The 19337-nt window shown below is 33.2% G+C and carries 16 protein-coding genes; 3 read left to right on the top strand and 13 right to left on the bottom strand.

Annotated elements, in window-relative coordinates; translation table 11 throughout:
* Positions 1–31: 31 nt before the first annotated feature.
* From BAZ10_RS17460 to fabF, 3 genes are all read left to right on the top strand, one after another.
* The gene (locus tag BAZ10_RS17460; protein ID WP_078773122.1) at positions 32–694 is read left to right on the top strand and encodes a WG repeat-containing protein; all 663 of its coding nucleotides are present in this window, start codon (positions 32–34) and stop codon (positions 692–694) included.
* A gap of 165 nt (positions 695–859) precedes the next feature.
* Positions 860–1411, top strand: coding sequence for a TetR/AcrR family transcriptional regulator (locus BAZ10_RS17455; RefSeq protein WP_078773121.1), 552 nt, complete (start codon positions 860–862; stop codon positions 1409–1411).
* A 2-nt stretch (positions 1412–1413) separates the two neighbouring features.
* Entirely contained in the window at positions 1414–2658 is a 1245-nt protein-coding gene (gene fabF / locus BAZ10_RS17450; RefSeq protein ID WP_078773120.1) for a beta-ketoacyl-ACP synthase II, read from the top strand.
* Between the two features lie 233 nt (positions 2659–2891).
* Here the strand turns inward: fabF and BAZ10_RS17445 are convergent, their stop codons facing one another.
* The 13 genes from BAZ10_RS17445 to BAZ10_RS17385 all read right to left on the bottom strand — a co-directional run bounded on the left by BAZ10_RS17445 (position 2892) and on the right by BAZ10_RS17385 (position 19312).
* Positions 2892–4682 carry a hypothetical protein gene (locus tag BAZ10_RS17445; protein WP_078773119.1) on the bottom strand — a complete coding sequence of 597 codons (1791 nt, stop codon included), beginning with the start codon at positions 4680–4682 and terminating at the stop codon, positions 2892–2894.
* 20 nt (positions 4683–4702) lie between these two features.
* Positions 4703–4903 (bottom strand): hypothetical protein, encoded by a 201-nt coding sequence (locus BAZ10_RS17440; RefSeq protein WP_078773118.1) that lies wholly within the window; start codon positions 4901–4903, stop codon positions 4703–4705.
* Between the two features lie 516 nt (positions 4904–5419).
* Positions 5420–7000: a hypothetical protein gene (locus tag BAZ10_RS17435; protein ID WP_131828235.1), complete on the bottom strand. Its 1581-nt coding sequence runs from the start codon at positions 6998–7000 to the stop codon at positions 5420–5422.
* Positions 7001–7195: 195 nt separating this feature from the next.
* Positions 7196–8257, bottom strand: a complete 1062-nt coding sequence (locus tag BAZ10_RS17430) for a linear amide C-N hydrolase (protein ID WP_078773116.1) — start codon at positions 8255–8257, stop codon at positions 7196–7198.
* A gap of 338 nt (positions 8258–8595) precedes the next feature.
* Positions 8596–9378 carry a hypothetical protein gene (locus tag BAZ10_RS17425; protein WP_131828234.1) on the bottom strand — a complete coding sequence of 261 codons (783 nt, stop codon included), beginning with the start codon at positions 9376–9378 and terminating at the stop codon, positions 8596–8598.
* 29 nt (positions 9379–9407) lie between these two features.
* Positions 9408–10124: a hypothetical protein gene (locus BAZ10_RS19310; protein WP_245803858.1), complete on the bottom strand. Its 717-nt coding sequence runs from the start codon at positions 10122–10124 to the stop codon at positions 9408–9410.
* Positions 10102–10569: a hypothetical protein gene (locus BAZ10_RS17415; protein ID WP_078773114.1), complete on the bottom strand. Its 468-nt coding sequence runs from the start codon at positions 10567–10569 to the stop codon at positions 10102–10104. The genes BAZ10_RS19310 and BAZ10_RS17415 overlap by 23 nt, the downstream gene beginning before the upstream one ends.
* A complete protein-coding gene (locus BAZ10_RS17410) occupies positions 10553–13117 on the bottom strand; it encodes a hypothetical protein (protein WP_078773113.1) in 2565 nt (854 codons plus the stop codon). The genes BAZ10_RS17415 and BAZ10_RS17410 overlap by 17 nt, the downstream gene beginning before the upstream one ends.
* A gap of 4 nt (positions 13118–13121) precedes the next feature.
* On the bottom strand, positions 13122–13589 hold the full coding sequence (locus BAZ10_RS17405) for a DUF4280 domain-containing protein (protein WP_078773112.1): 468 nt from the start codon (positions 13587–13589) through the stop codon (positions 13122–13124).
* A gap of 28 nt (positions 13590–13617) precedes the next feature.
* Positions 13618–14598, bottom strand: coding sequence for a hypothetical protein (locus BAZ10_RS17400; protein WP_078773111.1), 981 nt, complete (start codon positions 14596–14598; stop codon positions 13618–13620).
* Between the two features lie 25 nt (positions 14599–14623).
* Positions 14624–15634 carry a DUF2931 family protein gene (locus BAZ10_RS17395; RefSeq protein WP_245803857.1) on the bottom strand — a complete coding sequence of 337 codons (1011 nt, stop codon included), beginning with the start codon at positions 15632–15634 and terminating at the stop codon, positions 14624–14626.
* 55 nt (positions 15635–15689) lie between these two features.
* A complete protein-coding gene (locus tag BAZ10_RS17390) occupies positions 15690–17336 on the bottom strand; it encodes a T6SS phospholipase effector Tle1-like catalytic domain-containing protein (RefSeq protein WP_078773109.1) in 1647 nt (548 codons plus the stop codon).
* A 2-nt stretch (positions 17337–17338) separates the two neighbouring features.
* Positions 17339–19312: a type VI secretion system Vgr family protein gene (locus BAZ10_RS17385; RefSeq protein WP_078773108.1), complete on the bottom strand. Its 1974-nt coding sequence runs from the start codon at positions 19310–19312 to the stop codon at positions 17339–17341.
* Positions 19313–19337 lie beyond the last annotated feature (25 nt).

The following is a 19337-nucleotide window of genomic DNA, read 5'->3' as shown; positions in this document are numbered from 1 at the left end:
CATATATTTGGTCATAATGTACTGTACCCTCATGAATATTCGTTTCTCTTTTCTTATACTTTTAATATTTACAGCGCTATTCTCAGCTCAAAAGAAAAATGAATGTTATAAAGTATTCTCAGATTCGGCTTCAGGAACAGAATTATATGGCTATAAAACCCCAAACAATATAATTAAAATCCCCGCTAGTTTTATCTCTACTTACTCTGATGAGCTTTGTAAAATGGCCATTGTGTTGGATTCAAAAGAGGGATGGATAGGAATAAATAAAAAAGGAAGTATAATTTTAAGACCTTATATTTATGATAACGGTCCAGACTATGTAGAAGAAGGTTTGTTAAGATTTACTGAAGGAAAAAAAGTTGGTTTTGCCAATCTTAGCGGGGAAAAGATCATTATGGCTCAGTTTGATTTTGCAGCACCTTTTAAGGATGGATTAGCTGAATACTTCATAGGTGGAGAAAGAGTTTATGACAATGGAAAAACTGCTTCACAAATTGCCCGAGAAGGAGGTTCTCTAACCGATGTACATTGGAGCTGGAGTGGAAATGTAACAGAATCAGGCTATATCAATAAATCCGGACAGAGATTTAAAGAAATAATTCTCTTAAAAAAGGGCGTAAGACAAGCCATAACCTTCCAAAATAAAAAGATATTACTTGATAAAAAAGGACAGGTTATAAAGAAATACTAGAACTTTAAATATTACTAAGAGGGGTACTAAATATAGATTTAGTGCCCTTTTTATATTCATTTTTTTCCCCGTTGTTGGTAATAACTTCCCGAAATACAAGTCATTAAACTTTAAATATTTCAATAAAAATTTGCCTACTTACTAGTAGGTAAGTATATTTGCATTATGAATACGCGTGAAAAAATAATTTTGTTAGGTGATAACCTGATCCGGAAAAAAGGTTATAATGCCTTTAGTTTTGGCGATATATCAAAGGAATTGGGTATTAAAAATGCCTCAATACATTATCATTTCACAACCAAAACAACACTGGTTATAGCCATAATTCAGAAGCACCATATTCTTTTAGAAAAATTTAAACGCAAAATAGCAAATGAAAATCCACTTCAAAAGCTTATAAAGTTTTTATCTGTTTATGCGGTTGCAAAATCCGAAGGGCGTATTAGTATTCTGGGAGCATTATCCAATGATTATTATTCATTCGAGCCAGAAGTTCAGGCAGAACTGAAAATATTAACAGATAATACACTGAATTGGCTTACAGATACTTTAAAAGACGGCAAAAAGGAAGGTTTTTTTAATTATAGTATGGATCATCATACAAAAGCATTGATGATCATCACCAATATCTTGGGAGCCGAACATCTTTCGAGAATAACCTACCATCAGAATTTTCAGGAAATAAAAAATACGATTATAAACGATTTAATATCATAACTATGAGACGAGTAGTTGTAACAGGTATCGGTGCAGTAACTCCGATAGGAAATAATATAAATGACTTTTGGGCATCATTAACAGAAGGTAAAAGCGGTGCTGCCCCTATTACCAGATTTGATACTTCAAAATTCAAAACTAAATTTGGCTGCGAGCTTAAGGACTTTAATCCTCTAGATTTCATTGAAAAGGCCGAGGCCCGCAAATACGATCTTTTTACTCAGTATGCATTGGTTGCTGTAGAGGAAGCTGTAAAAACCGGAAATATCGATTTTGAGAAGATGAACAGAAACCGTATCGGTGTAATATGGGGATCAGGAAACGGTGGTATCGAAACGTTTCAGCAACAAATGACAGAATATATATCAGGAGACGGAACTCCAAGATTCAGTCCGTTCTTTATACCCAAGATGATTGTAGATATTGCCTCTGGGGTTATCTCAATAAAATATGGATTACGTGGTGTAAACTTCACTACAGTATCTGCCTGCGCAACTTCTAATACGGCTATTATTGATGCCTATAATTACATCAAATGGAACAAGGCCGATATGATTATTACCGGAGGTTCTGAAGCTGCAATAACAAAAAGTTCTGTCGGAGGATTTAATTCCGCTAAAGCACTCTCTACAAACAACGAAAATCCACAGGCTGCATCAAGACCATTTGATATAAACCGAGATGGCTTTGTAATTGGTGAAGGTGCAGGTGCTGTAATTCTGGAAGAGTTGGAAAGTGCAAAGCAAAGAGGCGCCAATATTATTGCTGAAATTGTAGGTGGCGGTATGGCTGCAGATGCCTATCACATCACTGGCACTCATCCTGACGGAGAAGGAGCTTATCTTGGAATGCTTGCCGCTTTGGAAGATGCTGGTATTCAACCACACGATATTGATTACTTAAATGTTCATGCTACCTCTACTCCACAAGGAGACCTTAGCGAACTTAGGGCTGCAGAAAGGGTATTTGGAAGAGAAAATAAGCTGAATATTAGCGCAACAAAATCTATGACCGGACATTTACTGGGTGCAGCTGGTGCCGTTGAAGCTATTACCTGTATTAAAGCTGTGAGCGAAAATATTATTCCACCAACAATTAATACTCTGGAACCGGAGCCTGAATACAAAGACGTATTTGACTTTACACTTGGTAAAAAGAAAAACAAAGAAGTCATCTACGCCATGAACAATACGTTTGGCTTTGGCGGTCACATTGCAACCAGTATCTTTAAAAAATATACGGAATAAGTGATAACCTTTTCATTTGAGATATTTACTCAGTGAAGATGATCATAATAAAAACGGGCAATCAAAAATGATTGCCTGTAAAAATATAAAACTGTCAAAAAACAAAAACATAATGATAGCATTAACTTACTAAACACATATTGACAGTTTTTATAATAAGTGATTGTTTATTTAACTTCTGTATAACATTATCCCATACATTTATATTTAAGTTCAAGCCGGATATAAATATTTTAGGTATTAGGTGCTGCTACGGATCGTACACAACGAATATTCAGGCCTGTTCTTTTATCAATATCCTGAATATTACCTGCAGGAAAAGAAACTGTATTCTCTATTCCATTATTTGAAAATACTGCTCTGCGAACAAAAGCTTTTGCTGTCCCTGCAGCTACACCGGAATCCTTTGTCCAGAACATTCCTACAGTATCAGGATAAGTAGAAATCGGTGTAGATTTAGCAGTATATGCCCATCCTGTAATACTATTTGGATATGGAGAATTTTCATTTGGTATATAATTTACAGGGCGATAACCATTATACTGAATATATAATTCACTTCTTGGGTTTCCATACTCCGGAGTATTAGCCCCCGATGTATGATTAAAGCTTATGCCAAAAGTAGCATCATTAGTATAAATACTAAATGTAGCACGGGTATTATCAGGAGTTTTGGTTGTCAATGCTGTAGCCTCGACTGAAGTTGGCATTCGCCATGTACCAACCGGATATAGCTGTACACAAGGATCCTGTGCAGTATCATAATTGCTACTGTTAGGAGCATCTGCAGGTGTCAAGGCATTCCAGCTCCAATAATAAACTGTAGGATACAGATTACCAATAGGTTGAAATCCGTCAAATCCATTAATACGTGTATTTGGAATATTGTAACTATTAGAACCTTCATAAGAGATATCATTACGAGCCCACAATACTCCGCCAACATTTACTGCAGATTGTATCAAGCGTACATTTACATTATATTTAAAATTTGTACCCAATAATTTTGATGAATTCTGTGGTAACGTGACATAAGAAACACGGTTAAATTTATGTAGCACATTATTAAATTGCTTGAATTCCATATTAGTCAGCTTTACTTTTAATGTATTTCCGGAAGGAATAAATACTCCTGACGAGCTATAAAAGCTTACTACTTTTGAAGAATAGACTTGTGAGTCTAAAGCTTTATCCGACTGAATTGGAGCCGCCCCTCCATAAAAAGTACCTGTACCTAAGTCAAAGGCCTGCTGTGTAATAATACCTGTAAATGCAGCTCCATTATATGTCCCTATATTTACTGTAGCATCGCTATTTCCTGACATTGGTACAAACATCCCTTTACTATCAATATTTACATCAATTCGGGTGGTCATATGTTTAAAATTAATATCCAGATAGTTATTCCCACTTACGGTACTAATTGTACCTGAAGCATATAAAATGTCTTTGTTGGATGAAATTGGTGCATCAATAACAGATTTTCCAGCTGCTATCATTGTTGCAGGAACAGTTGCTTCATTGGATGAAAAAGCATACCACTGATATTTTGTTCCACCATCTATAGTTATTTTTGGAGTTGTTCCACCAACTGTAAAGCTATAATCAGGCCCAATTTGAGCTCCTCTAATCCCAGCATTATCCTGAAAAATCCGAACAACGTAACTAATCCCATTTCCCATTCTGGGGTTGGTAGCAGCTATAGACTTATTCCCCAAAGAAGCTTTAGTATTGGAAAGCTTTCCAGAAGATGCAGTTATTTCAACCAATGCATCAAAATCATTTCCGTAAGATATTTGCTCTTTAGTTATAACTGAATTCTGTAAAACTCTATTTCCATTTTGAGATGCAGTATTAGCCAACGTAACAATCTCATCTTCAATAACATTAGCACTAATATTAAGTACTGTTTTTCCATCTGGCTCTGTAATCACACCATCTTCACGGGAAGAACACGAACTAATACTATTAATGAATCCCCCTATTAACAGAAGTGTACAAATGAATTTATTTTTATTTCGCATAATATTTCTTCTTTAAAGGGTTAAAAATCATAATCACCATTTCCGGTATTCCCACCATCATTCCAGTCTCCAACGCCCGGAGTTGGTGGCGTATTTATATCTCCTGGGTTTAATGTTGCAGAATTTGCGGCAATACCACATTCCATTTCAATAAATAAGGTCATTAGTACAGGAGGCACGTATTCTTTTTTACATAGAGTTTCTTTGTCGTTTTTCATCATAACTATTGTATTTCATATTGTTTGCTCTATTACAAATCATTTGTTTTAAAAGCGGATATAAACATATCCGCTCAAAACCACACCTGGTTTTTACAAAACAAATGATGATAATTTTTTGAAAAAGTTTTTAAAAAGATTTGTGTTCTGGGAGAGAACCAATGCTTAGATATTAGGCATGTTCATTAATGGTGCAAAGATTATATAATATCAAATCTCATTACAAATTTACCATTACTACAATACTACTACACAGAATATAAAATACTGAAATTCAATATTATAAACAATTATTTTATATTTTTTCAAGAAAATAAAAAGCATACCAATCAATAATAATAGAAGAAGAAAATAGCCTCTACTTTCTGGTAGAGGCCATGAAATAATTTTCCTTTTGATGTAAAATTTTGAAGAAACTATCTTATTATAAAATTCAATAAAAGCAAAACATTTAGGTTTTGTGTAGAGCCAGTATAGACCTTATAAAATCCTCATAAATTTATTTTACGTAGATTTATCTTATAATTCTCTTATCCAGTTATAAAAATCTATACCGGAAGGGATACTGTACTTCTCTCGTAATCTGCTCTTCCTTGTTTCTACTGCACGAACCGTTACGCAAGTATATTCAGCAATATCTTTCGTGGAAAATCCAAGATACAGATAAGCACAAAAAGTAAGCTCAGGAACTTTTATTTTCGGACTAATATTTACCATTTTCTCATACACTTCCGGATATAACTGATGAAAACTAACCCAAAACTGAGGAGAATTTTCTTTAGCTATTTCTATCAGTTCCGAAAATTGATTTCCTTTTTGTCGCAATCGGAGAGCCTCTATAATATTTTCTTTTTCAGCTATAATACTTTTTTTATGTATTAACAATTTTTCTTTTTCCTCGGAAATTCTCTTTTTCTTTTCTTTGATTTTGCGATATTTAAACAAGAATAATAACAATACAAATACATAACCCAATATTATAAGCACCAATATTATAGCATTTCGTATTTTATCTTTGCTTTTTTCAGTGTTATAATCCTGTTGAATATTTTGCAACTCTCTTTGCAAATGCACCTTATCTTTCTCGATATTTAATTTTAACATATCGGAAGATTCCTTCAGATATAAACTTTCTTTATCATATTTCCCCAGCATACTATAAGCGGTCGCAACTTTTGACTGGACATATTCAGGAGTTTGTCCAAATTCTTTTTTATTACCAATTGTCCGTAAATAATAATCGATTGCTTTAGAATAATTTCCAGTTTGTAGGTAGTAATCGCCATATACTTCCATAAAAGGAGCCATATACCCTTGCCCCTCTTTCAATGCTTCACTATGTGCCCTTTGAATAAAAGGTAAAGCAAGATCAGGTTGATTTTGTTTAAGATATAACCAGGCCTTATAAAAATAAATATAGGCTTTACAGTAATATATTTTTGGGGCTTGTAAATATTCTTGTTCCGAAATCGTTTGAATTGACTTTATCGACTGATCAGCATAGAAATGTGCTTTCTTATCATTATTCATTTCAGTATAAGCATCTGCCATCAGCATATAAAGCTGAGAGCATAATAACCTTGAATTTACATCTTTTTTTGAGCTGATTAAATCTAATGCCTTTAGACTTCCTTCTAATTGCTTCTGGGCTAATGAAACTTTCCCCTGGTATATTGCTTTTAAGTTTAGGAACAAAGCTTTATGAAAATCATCTTTCACTACAATTTCCTCATTCATTCCTTTTTCTATATATGAATAAGCTTCTTCCAACTGTCTCAGGAAAATAAGTCCTCTTGCAATATAATAATAAGATTCAGCCTTTCTTTTGGAGTCACCTATTCCCTCTGCTATTATTCTGGCTTTGTGCGCATAAATTATTGATTGAGGAGTATTCTTATAAAGATAAGAATCAGATAATTGCAATAGCTTATCAGCCTCAGTTATTTTGGTATATGATGAAGATTCATTTCTAAAAAAGGATGCAAATAATTCTGAAATATTTAGAGTGTATATAAACTGTGAGTAATTGTGACTCCCCCTTTCACTATCTATTGCAGAAATACTAAAAAAAAAACATAAACAAAAATAAATATGCTTCATATTAACTTTATTCTTACTGAACCCGTTTATTTTCAGTGACAAATATAAGTTTAATATAAAAATGGAAAAATAGAATATTATCTATGGACTGATAAACTCTTATTCAGCTATACCAATAAATACAGAAACAAGAACAACTTTAAACAAAATAGGCTGATTATCTTTATAACCAGCCTATTTTTATAGATTAACAATTTATATTCCGATAAATGTAAAAGGCTTAGCCGCGACAAACTGTTGAGATGTTTCTCCGGCATAAGATTCATTTTTACTGGCACTTAACTTCTTCACCTGAGCATTTTTACTAAAATCTAATTTTTTAAGATCTACCCAGAATGTATTTGGTGTTTTCACCGTTTCAAAATAATATACCAGATTTTTATGATCTGCAACAGATCTCCATCTCGTAGAAGAAATATTTGGCTCGGTCTCTGAAGAAATACCAAAAGGTACTGAACAGTTTCTGATCACGCTAAATACGCTGGCAACAGAAGTACGTATATCTGCAGTTTGCGGTATAGCATTGATATAATAAGAAGCTCTCACAAAACGATCTGCAGCACGATTAGTCCCCGGTAGCATAACAGTTCCGGGGATTCCTTGCCAGTACTGATTAATTGCTAATTGTTTGTCAAATTCCGGAGAGTTCGTCATTACCGTGTAAGAAGGACTATGATGAATCACTAATTTACCATTGATATACTCAAAAATAGCATTATCCCCCGTAGCATCAGAAATCGATAAATGTAAAGTTGTAAATTTCTGTGTTCCCGGAATAAAATCAGAAACAATAACGAATTTCTCTTTTTTCAGCTCATCTACAGCTTCTTTTACCGTTGCAAAGTTATCCAGTACATATTGTGCCCATGCAGCAATAGTTACACCTTTGGATTTTCCTTTCGGATTAAACTTCGGATACTGGCTTTCTACCAACCATAGTACATTTGCAACAAGTCCTTTTTCATTAATACCATCAGTAGTGGCTATGTCCCAAGCACTTGTAATCACACTACCATATTTTGAGGTCCACTTTATGGAGTTGGCACCAACATTTCCGTCCCGCTGCATACCGCGAGGAAAGGCCCATAAATTAGCATCTATTTCATCTTTCCAGTCCATTGATCTGGCAGTGATTACATTATTTTCAGGTCCTTTGTATACTACTCTGGTACATGCATCCAGAAAGCTTCCAAGTGGAGCTACTGCAAAGGCTAAAACAAATAATAATTTTTGCTTAAGTGAATAATTTTTTCTCATATGATTATGGATTTAATAATTACCTTAAAAATAGAAAAAAATTCCCAAAACAACACATTAATTCAGCAAAAAACATATAAACAATTAATAACAAATAGAATCAAAATCATTAAAACACAGTTAAAAACTATTCAATAAACTCATAATTCAATTATATTTATTTTACATTTATAAATAATAATGCTTTTATAAATAGTTAATCGTAATTATAAAATAAAAATACCTCAATACTGCATATATATTACAAAAGCCCACAATATTGTGGGCTTTTGTAATAATGAATTTAAATTAAATAAATCTCGTTTTTAGGATGAATTACTGCTTCAATACCAGTTAAATTATCTTATTGGAGTTAGAGGTGAACTAATGTCTTTTTTATGAAATAATACCATCTCAGTAAAGCCATATTCATCTTTATTTTCAGATTCAAATACAAATCCTGGAGGTTGATTTTTCATTTGTAAAGAAACTAGCTTATTATCACCATAAAAAACTAATTTGTAAAGGTCTATATCTAAACCTTCAATTTTCTGTGGAACACCACTGAATATTTCTTCTTCATTATCTCTAATCTCAGAAGGCGTTAAATAGAAACTATTATTATGCTCTTTTATTCTATCTGAATATAATGTATTATAACCTTTAGCATCTTTAAGATTATATATTGAGGTTATTTTTAGCATATACTCTTTTAGCTCATTAAATAATCTATTCTCATCTATAGTTTTTAAATCTATAGAATTATACCAACCATTATTATTATAAGCTATATCTGCTTTAAATTTTAATTTCTCAATAAAAACAGGAACAGTTTTATCAAAAAAGGTAATATCAGGAACGTTGTAAATAAGATCTCGTTGAGCTCCGTCTATGTTTGCTTCTTTTACATATACTTTAAGCTCACATGCAGCATCATTTGAAATATTATTGCCATTCTGTGAAAATAACCTCACCTGCATAGACTGATCTCCATTCCTAATAATTGCAGTATTTATTGGATAATCCACTGCTATATTTCCCTCCTCATAGAAGCTAAATACAGGTAAATCATTAATTAAAATTTCTATACTACAGTTTCTTGTTTTAACTTCCAACTCGTAAAATGGTTCTTTAATCATCATTTCAATAGTAATTTTACCTTATTAACTTTTTATTTCTTAAAATATTTATCATTATAAATAATGAAGTTTTCATTACGGGGAATAATACTTTTAATTTTCGAATTTAATTTATCTTTTTGATATACACTAAATGTTACATAATAATAGCTATCCATTATTGTTTTCCCGTTAATTACAACCTCTTTTTGTTGTTTATTTTTTGATCTTGTAAATTGATAAATATAAGAGTTTGTATCCCACTGATAAACAATAGTCTCATCCAAAAGCAAAATATTATATTGTGGTTTTGTATTCAACTTTTTTGTTAAAAAGTCTACAAACGATGTAAAGTCTTTCTCGCTTCCATTGAAATCCTCGGAAGAAGAATAGGCAACTAATTCCTTTTTTGAATCAGCTAATAGATGAAGATTATTAAATTTAAGCTTATCTGAGAATGATAAGTGTATCTTATTTTTTGGAGTTTCATAAAGATTATATTTAAAAGCACATACATTATCAGATTTTAAAATGTCTTCCATTCTTTTCTCTTCACATCCCTCATTTACAAAAACGGTTTTGAATACTTCTGTTTTTGATGTGAGTTGATCAATATTTTCATTAAAAGAGATTTTGGACAAGTCAAAACTACCACAATCATTACATATATAATTAGAGTTTTGTGACTTCGCACAAGAAATCAGTAAGAATGTAAAACTAATATTTATAACTTTTTTTAATAGCATATTATTCATTTTTAAATTTTCCATATTTAACAAGAGTATCATAAAGCCCTAAAGCATTTTTACTATACACTAATTTAAAAAAAGGTATTGAATAACCTTTATCGGTAACTCTCCAAAAAATACTATTTTGAAGATCAGTAGGGATAAAAACATCAGGCAGATTCTCATTTATCTCATTTATAATTTTCAAAAGAATTTCATCAGAATAACTTTGTTCTAAAATAAATTTTTCTCGATTGGTTCTTAAAAATAATTTAAAAAGTAATCCCGCCCACCAAGTATTTTTAACCTGTTCATAAATAACCAGATCGGTTAAATAAATATTAATTTGATTATTATAAGTTTCTCCGACATGGTATATTATTATACTTTCAATAGCCTGATAGTTTATTTTTATCTTTAAAATAAAGTCTTCAATGACTAAAAAATTTCTGGAACTATATATTCTGATATCATTTTTTTTGCTCATTATCATATGTTGTTGATGGCTCACCAATTGGCCTAGGCGCCATGATAATAAATTTGTCTTTAAATTGGTCGTTTGGCGGAGCATTTTGTTTTCTATTTTGAGCTATTGTTACAATCGTTATTGTCATTTCAGCTCCTAACCATTTTACATCTGTTTTTTTATACTTTCCTTTTCCCTTTTCATAACCATGTTCTTCTGTATACCTTATTCCGGTAGTAATAGCTCCTTCCACTTTAAATGTTTCTTGCTCAGCGGGGTACGCAGGTATTGTATTTCCTTCCATTCTCCTTACATCACTAACCATAATAGTATCTTTCTTTTTTACTCCGGCTTTAAATGAAAATGTTATATCTACCACTGCTTTCTGCTTCTCATTAAGATCAAAACCATCAATTTCATTATAAGAAAGTCCTATATCATAATTAAGAGCTGTTCCAACCTCTAATAATATATACAAGTCGGTTTTTAAATATTTTTTTATAATATTTTTATTAATAAAGTCCAGTACTTTTCCTGCAAGTCCTAAAAAAGAAAGATTCTGCATTAAATCAACTCCTATCTTAAATCCAATTAAAGGCTTAAATCCTGCAGCTCCAATAAAATTAACTACAGGAACTTTATTCTTTTTTGCATAATCATACTTCCATTTCAACAAAAAAACAATTGCTGGCGGATCAATATCAAATGTAATCTTATTAATGACCGATTTGGAGATAGCTGCGGATGTAACACTTTCTTCCTCTCCTTTAAAAATAGCAGCAAATGCAGCAATAGCATTATAGGTATCAATAATTTTCTCAATATTCCTTACAAAATCCAAAGATATCTGTTCATAAAAAGCACCCCCATCAATAGAATATTTTATATTCAGAGAATACCCTACTCCTCCTTTTTCAATTAGCTTTCCAGACTGCTCGGCTTTAATACCCTTAAATTGATATTTACCCAATCCTTGTTCTAATCTTGTAACTGTAGTATTTTCAGCTTTTATCCTGAACCCAGCCATTGTTGTAATTATGAATGCCAATTCCCATTCAATATCAGGGAGAATTGTCAAATTACAGATATGATTATGCCTGCATGTGGAAGCATTTATTTTAAAATGTGAATATTTATTAGTATTTGCAAAATCATTAGGCAACCAGAAATACTTTAACATATCTAGCCTGTCATATACAAACCTACCTGTTCCTTCAATATACTTAGGATTTAGATTTATAATGCTAAATTCTTTAGGTAATTTGTTCTTATTATAAACAAAGATATTCTTAGCGTGATCATTATTTTTTCCATGAAAGATACAATCCAAAGTTTCAGTTTTTTCATCAACCTTTAATTTAAAATTCTTTGGGTCACTACCTGCAATTATTCCAACATCAACATTTTGAGGATAGCTTACCCCTTCTTGTTCTTTGAAAATTTCAATAGTTTTTGTTTCTTTCTTTTCTTCATATTGCAATGCTATTTCATTATAATGGCATGGATGGTATGCTGCTATATTCGTTTCGATTTGCCCAACTAGTGCAGGCTTATTTGAAGAATCTTTTTCCCAATTATATTGTTTACCATCATATCCAACTTCTAGATAATTCCTTTCAAAATTTTCAAAATATTTACCTGTTTTTACAGATTTAATTAAAGGATATATTTTGATATTACTTCCCCCATCCTTTATCCAACTATAATCTATCCAAACCTTAATAACTGATTTCTGAATATAGGTACGTCGCACTTTTTCTTCATTCTCAGTTATCATCCCTGCAACACCTTCTTTACCTTCTTCATTTTTATTAGCTCTGACAGCATCTACTTCAGACATAAAGCTAGCCTGACCACCAAAATTAAGATCATCATCCGAGTCTAATATAAAAGTATCTTTATCTTTTAAAGTTACCTCTACCTCTTGTCCATATAAACCTGAAGTGTAAATATGTAATTTCACATGAGATCCCCAATATATTTTTGTTCCCACTGGTATCGGATTATCCTGCATATCAGTCCATGCTGTCCGAACAATACTAGGAATTCCTATTGCCTGCACAAAAAGGCCAAATGGCTTTTTTCCCTGAGCGCCTGCTTCTGGAAAAAAAGCCTCAATATAAGCCAGTCCACCACCTTCTAATACCTCAGGAAAATGAACTGTCTGAGCTCCTTCTATTCCTTTGTTAAAAGAGGCATTGTGAGCCAAACTTTTTGAATCTAATTTTCTAGGTGCTAAAACCCAAGTCCAATTAACATCTTTATATTTATCTTGAATATTTTTTTGTTTTTCTTTATAAGTTTTTAATCTTTCTGCTTCATTAGCCTTCCAGTTTTCCAACAACTTTTCACTAGACCAACCTGCTTTTGATCTCTCATTCCATCTCTTTTTTGATAACTCAACATTTTTATCAAACTCATCGTCAAAAGCTTTGGTTTCCTTTTCATATTCCTCTACTACTACAGAAAAAGAAGAAGCTTTAGGCAGTTTTAAAACGCCATAACCGGTATCCATATCTATTTTGCTGATAGAGCTCTCAACAAATTTTATATGTAAATTCTCTTTCATAATATTAATTTTGAATATTGAGTATTTTATCCTCTCCTGAAGATAATGGAACAAACGGGAACAATTCTGCTAATACTTCTTGATCAGCATTTTCAACACTTTGAGAAGAAATTTCAGCGGTCTGACCATGATTGACGATCTTGATACAATCTTTACTCCCGATAGGACAAGTAGCTTTACTACTTTCCAATAAGGCTTTGCCTTTATTATCTTCTAAGGTTATTTTATCATAATACCCACTCCATTCTGTAACGGTAACCTGACAAGGGTTATTGTTCATCTTACTACAGCTTCCAAAAGTGTTTTTTTCAAAAGTCTTACCAATATCCATATGGGTAGCCATAAGCTTATCAGCACCATCTTTATCATTAATATAGCGTTTGCTCTGAGTTTTCACTTTAAGCTTATCTGGCGCAGTACCGAAATTGCACATGCATAGCGCTCCTTGACAGACTAAATGTTTTTCACTCATATTTTGGTGTTTTAGTGTTTATTTTAATTTACTGAGAATTCAATTCATAAAGCTGAAATTCTATTCTGTGCTCTATTGCTTTCTCATAGGTTGAAATTATTCCATTAATAGAAAATATCTCCCTTGTTTCTTTGTGTAATTTGTAAAGTAAATCTATTTGTCCTTTATTAGATTTTACATTCAATGGATCTTCCTGTTCTTGTCCTTTTATTTCTAATACAATTTTATTACCCGAAGTATATTGCTTATTTACTATCCTTTCTGCTTTATAAGAGACTTCACGTCCAAGCCCTGAAAAATAAATATCAAGGATTCCCCTTTTAGAAAACTGCTCATAACTCAGATACACGTCCAGAAAAAAAAGCTTATAAAAAATATTTCTAAAAAGCAGATCCAATTTTTTATTTACATCTCCTAAAACAACATCTAACCGCCTTATTATTTCATTAGCAACTTCCGATACATAGTATTCTCTTACTTTCGGTAAATGTTCAGACCTCCATCTTAGTGCGATTTCTTCAACATTATCAATTCTTCGAATATTTCCATTATCTTTTATCATAACTTTTAATGGATAAAGTGCTTGTTCTGCTTTTTCGAAAATTTGCTCTACAGTCTTATCTACCTCCTGATTATTAACAAATGTTTTCTCTTTGGTTATTTCTACTCCACTTTGTTTTCTTTTTATCTTAATCTTATAATGAAGCTGTAATTCTTTAGGAAAAAACTTCACTATAACACCATATACTTTTGTACTCTCAGTATTTGGTAAATCCAGCTTTGTACTTTTAAGCTGATTACTTTCTTGTTTTTTAAAAGCTCTTTCAGGAATATATAAATGCTCAATATATTTAGGTAATGTTAATGTCAGAAGTTCGTGAAGCGCACAATGCTTATTATGAAATTCCATAAGTTCCTTACTTGTCATTTCATAGCTTCTGGAAATATCCTCCAGATTAAGAATTCCATCAATTCTTATTTTCACATATTCTTTATCTGTACTAATCATTTAAAAACAATCGGCTTATTTATAATTACTTATAAGATTCTTTAAATGTAAAATTACTGTTGTATACTCTTAGACTATCTGTCTTAAAAGGCTCTCCATTCAGGAGAATTTCATAATTATTATTATCGGGAGCAATTTTAAACTCCAGTTTTAAATTATTACCAGCTTTTTTAAAAGCTTCATTTGTCTTTTGCCAATCAAAAAATGCACGTCCCTCAAAAGATTCTCCCTTTGCAGTTTCCCAAAAGAAAGTGATCTCCTTAGGAATAGCTCTATCTTTTATCGGTATATTCTCTACCCATGGACGAAGCATTGTTTCTCTTTCCGCATTATAATAATCAACATTTACATTAAACAATCGAAAACCCTTATTCTCAGAACTTATTCTAGGTGACCAATTATAAAGCGTCCTGTAATCTTCCCATTGTTTTGAAGAAGCTCCTTCTATAAACATATCTTTTTTAATATCTTCTCTTGTCTGAGAAATCTTTGAAAATAGTTTATCAGCATATATTTTATCATCCTTAATACGCTCTGCGGTATATTTTCCAAGCTCTATTTGTGTTGGGCCAAAGCCAAGCCATACTACTACAATGCCATTGGGGGCAAATCCAAAAATAAGATCACTGAACTTATCATAAGACTTTCCTAAACCATTATAAGTTTTATCATAGTCAGGCTCCTGGTTTATATTGATATATTCTTTTAAAGGTTTAGTTGAAGATTTAGACTCTGCATTAGCATAGGCTCTTTGTATCAGATCCTGTACTTTATCTTTTGGAAAATCAACTTTAAGACGATAAAAAGCATCTTCATATCTGGAAAAATAAACGATATTCACACCTATAGGTGTCCCTTGCTGCTCAGTGAATCCTTTTCCGGAATTCCCCCAAGTTCCTGAAGAACTACCATAAGGTAAATGAGCAGGTATTCCCTCCAACGTTATAATATTATCCTCTACCGGAGTTATAAGATAGTTATTTCCCGGATGCGAAATCTGCACATTATAAGATGGTATAGGCTTTTCGTTTTTCATTTTCTGACAGTTAATAAGCGGGAGAATTCCCAATAAAAATATAATGATTTTGAATTTATCCATCTATGATATACCTTTTGCGTTGTGAGTTAGTCAAGGCTCCTGATTCACTAGGCCCCATTCCGAAAGTAGCCATATTGGAAGACCAATGCAGATACTCTCGTCTTAATTTTTTAAGGTCCTCCATATTAATAAATGAGTCCAGATAAGAATATTCTTTTGCAGTCTTCACATATTGCTGTTCAGATGGATTAGCTCCTTCATTATAGAGGTTTACATATTTATTTCTAAGTTCATTACACTTTTGAATGTAACCCAGAAGCTGACTGCTGATTTTCAGAATAAAATTATCTGTAATGCTATTATCCTTTTCAATACTAGGATTATACTTTACATTAAATTGTTTTGAAAACTCAAACATATGGAATAGTGACACTTTATCGTAATGATTAGATAACGTTCTTTCTCCCCAAAGCTTATATTGAGGACTTACATTACTCGGATGAATAGCATCCTGTTCTACCCATATTTCATTGCTAGAGTCTTTGAACCAGCCCTCCTCTATTAGAATTTTCCTGAATTTATCACATACCGTTCTTCCTCCTCTTTCAATATATAGTAATACTTTATTTTTTTCTTTATCTACATATCCGCCACCAATATCGGAGTGTACACCGGGAAGCGTAATCTGCAGTCCTTTTATTCCTGCACTCTCTATATTCGTAAGACTAAAATTATCCCGGTACTCATCAGCAGAAGCAATTTGAAATACAAACGATCCGTTTTTAACAGCATTAAGACCTAATTGCTCGGCATCACTATCAATAATACTCACACCAAAAAGACTAAAACCTTTATGATTAATACCAAAAGACGCTACCGTATCATATAGTCCTACAAAGTTGAATCTTACCTGATTAACAACAAGTTCATTTTTCAGTAAACAAGCACCGAAATATCCATAATTCATAAGATGAGAATCTGTTTTTTCTAATACAAAAAACTGTTCCGAACGCTCTTCTTTATCAGATTTTTCAAATACCTCAGGTGGATATATTTGTAATTTATTTTTACTGAGCTTTTGTGTTGTCGGTGCATTTGTAGCCACATGCATAAAGTGTCGTGCTGCTGCTGCACCACGGCTAAACCCATATACATTTACGGTTAAAACATTAATAACTTTCCCTCTGTATTTAGTTCTAAGTGCCTCAGCTCCTTTAATGCAGCCTTTTGTTACTTTAGCTGCAATTCCCCGCTCTCCTACACCAAGTCCCCCACCACGTGCAGGCAGTCCCAAAGTGTCATTGTCTGTTTTGGAATCTACAGTTCCTATACCCTCAATATACCATGAAACCTGATTCTCTGCATTTGCATCAATAGCATCGTAGCCTCTTGCTACATTGCTAAAATCATTATCATAACTTCCTTTTCGTTTAGAGGGATCTTTCTGCTTCCCTTCCTGTACATTTGTTTTATTATTAAAAGTCCCGTCAAAAAAAAGATTAAGACTTACATCTACGGTATTAATTGGCTTATCATTAGGATGAATAGTCTTTGGAGAATTATAGCTTACTCCTGTATCTGCACCTTTCTGATTGACATACTTCGTACTGTTATGTACAATTCCTTCTTTAGAAAAAGTAGTGTTATTACCTTCAGTCTGTGTAAGTATCTTACCTTCTACAAAATACTCAATACTCATTCTTACTGGCTTTTAGATTTCTCTCCACTATTATTCATCACCTCTTTTTCAGCGTGATGTTCCACATTTCCTTTGCTGTTTACCTCTACACCCTTCAAGCTTGTCAATCGATGTTCTTTTTCTCCAAAGGTTTCCATATCTCCTTTTACATAATGGGTGAGTTTTCCGGTCACATTCGTCATAAAATTGGCCCCAATAGCCATATTCTTCATTGCCCCGACACTTTCATTATGATTCATTGTGATATTATCTACTTTGTTCATTCCAATGGTATTGCTTTGATTAGCGCCTACTGTAGTGGTCATATTCTGCCCTACTGAAATATTAAGGTTTGCTCCGGCATTAAAATTCATATCTTTTGGAGCGGTTACAGTTATATTTCCTTTTCCGTCCATGAAATAAGTATTACCACTGGGATCGATAATATTTACACTTCCCTCAGCATCATTCATCAGAACCTTTATTCCACTCCTAGTCTGGATTGATTTCAAATGGTTGTTCACGCCTCCTCCAAGACCTGTTCCGCCATGGAAAATACCGCCCATTACAAATGGTCTGTCAGGATGGTTATGTACAAAACCTACCATTACCTGATCTCCTACTTCTGGTATCGCTACATAACCACGATTCTGGGTGATCTGATCTGTTCCCCCTGCATCAGGACTCATCATACGGATAAAGTTTGTAGTATCACTTTGCTGCCAATCGAACTTGACAGTTACTCTACCCTGGCTTTCAGGATCTGTGTTAGAGATTACTGTCGCAATCTGTGGTTGGGCTATAGGTACTACAAAATCTGGTTTGGGCATGTAACCCGTATCGGATGCTATTGCTTCAAAATGCCCTGTATAATGCCCCAAAGTATCTACCTCGTGAGTAACTTCGGTGACCATCAATCGTGTAAAATAGCTGGTCTGATTGCTGTCTTGTTTGCGCATCTTAAGATCCGATACACAGCCTGGATAAAGAAAAGGTACCGTTGTACCTCCGGATACGGTAAAAACCTCAACAGCCTGACTTCCTGAAGTACTGGTCTGCGAATTGACCACATCCATATCTGTAATTGCCTTGATTGGTGCTACTCGCAATGAGGGAGTTGTAAAGATTCCTTTGTTCTTCTGATAGGCTTTCTGAGCCAGATCACTTTTATGATTGATGGAGGTTTCTCCGGAGGTTAGCTTTGTATTACTACTACTGTTATAACCATAGTATTCAGGTTTAAGATGTACTGCTTTTAACTCTACATTTACATCGGTTACGTTACTGCCGTAAGTAAGTTCTATAGGCTTATTCTGCGGCGGCATATTACCAAAATGAAGCACCTCTCCATCATAATAAAACTGCTCACCATAGGCTTCTGCCATTCTTGCTAAGTAATTATAATGCGTCTCATCATACTGAGCACTATATAAGATCTGGGATGATGCTTTAGCGTCTACCCGTACATCGTACTTACTACTGTCTATTCCCTGCTTAATAACATTTGTGGCGATAATCCCCATATTAACTGGCTGAGTCCCTCCGAAACTCTGCGTATGAGGCGCTGCATCCAACAAAATAGTAGGACTATAACCTTTTAATACTATATTCCCTAAACTATGACTATCCTGACTAAACCCTACCTGAGTAATAACACCTACAAAAATACGCTCCGGACTCGACGCGATATCTTTATACATTATTTTAACCGTCAAACGATTGCCTAAAAACTGATTGGCCTGACTTAGCTCATGATCCTGTCTTTCACCTAAAGCATCATGAGCAAGAGTTAATTCAAAATAATGATGCCCTCTTGCACTTTGTTTTAATTTAAAATGCTTGTAATATTTAATGACCTGCCCATCAACTACAATAGAAAGCTTTACAAGCCTGTTTATACCCGAGTGGTGGTTCTCTTTTATGCCGTCTGCATTATTGTCCGGTGCAAACTTTGGAGGAGAAAAAAATACGTCTTCCGGATGGCCATTCTTTTTCATACATATTGGGATTTGAGGGGTTTAT

This window comes from Elizabethkingia occulta, from assembly GCF_002023715.1.
Lineage (GTDB): Bacteria > Bacteroidota > Bacteroidia > Flavobacteriales > Weeksellaceae > Elizabethkingia > Elizabethkingia occulta.
The sequence above is the reverse complement of the archived record's forward strand: the minus strand, read 5'-3'. Positions and strand labels throughout refer to the sequence as shown.

What these genes read in the sequence shown, in the direction of transcription:
- BAZ10_RS17460 (WP_078773122.1), top strand. Translation starts at nt 32, where the DNA reads ATGAATATTCGTTTCTCTTTTCTTATACTTTTAATATTTACAGCGCTA.
- BAZ10_RS17455 (WP_078773121.1), top strand. Translation starts at nt 860, where the DNA reads ATGAATACGCGTGAAAAAATAATTTTGTTAGGTGATAACCTGATCCGG.
- fabF (WP_078773120.1), top strand. Translation starts at nt 1,414, where the DNA reads ATGAGACGAGTAGTTGTAACAGGTATCGGTGCAGTAACTCCGATAGGA.
- BAZ10_RS17445 (WP_078773119.1), bottom strand. Translation starts at nt 4,682, where the DNA reads ATGCGAAATAAAAATAAATTCATTTGTACACTTCTGTTAATAGGGGGA.
- BAZ10_RS17440 (WP_078773118.1), bottom strand. Translation starts at nt 4,903, where the DNA reads ATGATGAAAAACGACAAAGAAACTCTATGTAAAAAAGAATACGTGCCT.
- BAZ10_RS17435 (WP_131828235.1), bottom strand. Translation starts at nt 7,000, where the DNA reads ATGAAGCATATTTATTTTTGTTTATGTTTTTTTTTTAGTATTTCTGCA.
- BAZ10_RS17430 (WP_078773116.1), bottom strand. Translation starts at nt 8,257, where the DNA reads ATGAGAAAAAATTATTCACTTAAGCAAAAATTATTATTTGTTTTAGCC.
- BAZ10_RS17425 (WP_131828234.1), bottom strand. Translation starts at nt 9,378, where the DNA reads ATGATGATTAAAGAACCATTTTACGAGTTGGAAGTTAAAACAAGAAAC.
- BAZ10_RS19310 (WP_245803858.1), bottom strand. Translation starts at nt 10,124, where the DNA reads ATGGAAAATTTAAAAATGAATAATATGCTATTAAAAAAAGTTATAAAT.
- BAZ10_RS17415 (WP_078773114.1), bottom strand. Translation starts at nt 10,569, where the DNA reads ATGAGCAAAAAAAATGATATCAGAATATATAGTTCCAGAAATTTTTTA.
- BAZ10_RS17410 (WP_078773113.1), bottom strand. Translation starts at nt 13,117, where the DNA reads ATGAAAGAGAATTTACATATAAAATTTGTTGAGAGCTCTATCAGCAAA.
- BAZ10_RS17405 (WP_078773112.1), bottom strand. Translation starts at nt 13,589, where the DNA reads ATGAGTGAAAAACATTTAGTCTGTCAAGGAGCGCTATGCATGTGCAAT.
- BAZ10_RS17400 (WP_078773111.1), bottom strand. Translation starts at nt 14,598, where the DNA reads ATGATTAGTACAGATAAAGAATATGTGAAAATAAGAATTGATGGAATT.
- BAZ10_RS17395 (WP_245803857.1), bottom strand. Translation starts at nt 15,634, where the DNA reads ATGAAAAACGAAAAGCCTATACCATCTTATAATGTGCAGATTTCGCAT.
- BAZ10_RS17390 (WP_078773109.1), bottom strand. Translation starts at nt 17,336, where the DNA reads ATGAGTATTGAGTATTTTGTAGAAGGTAAGATACTTACACAGACTGAA.
- BAZ10_RS17385 (WP_078773108.1), bottom strand. Translation starts at nt 19,312, where the DNA reads ATGAAAAAGAATGGCCATCCGGAAGACGTATTTTTTTCTCCTCCAAAG.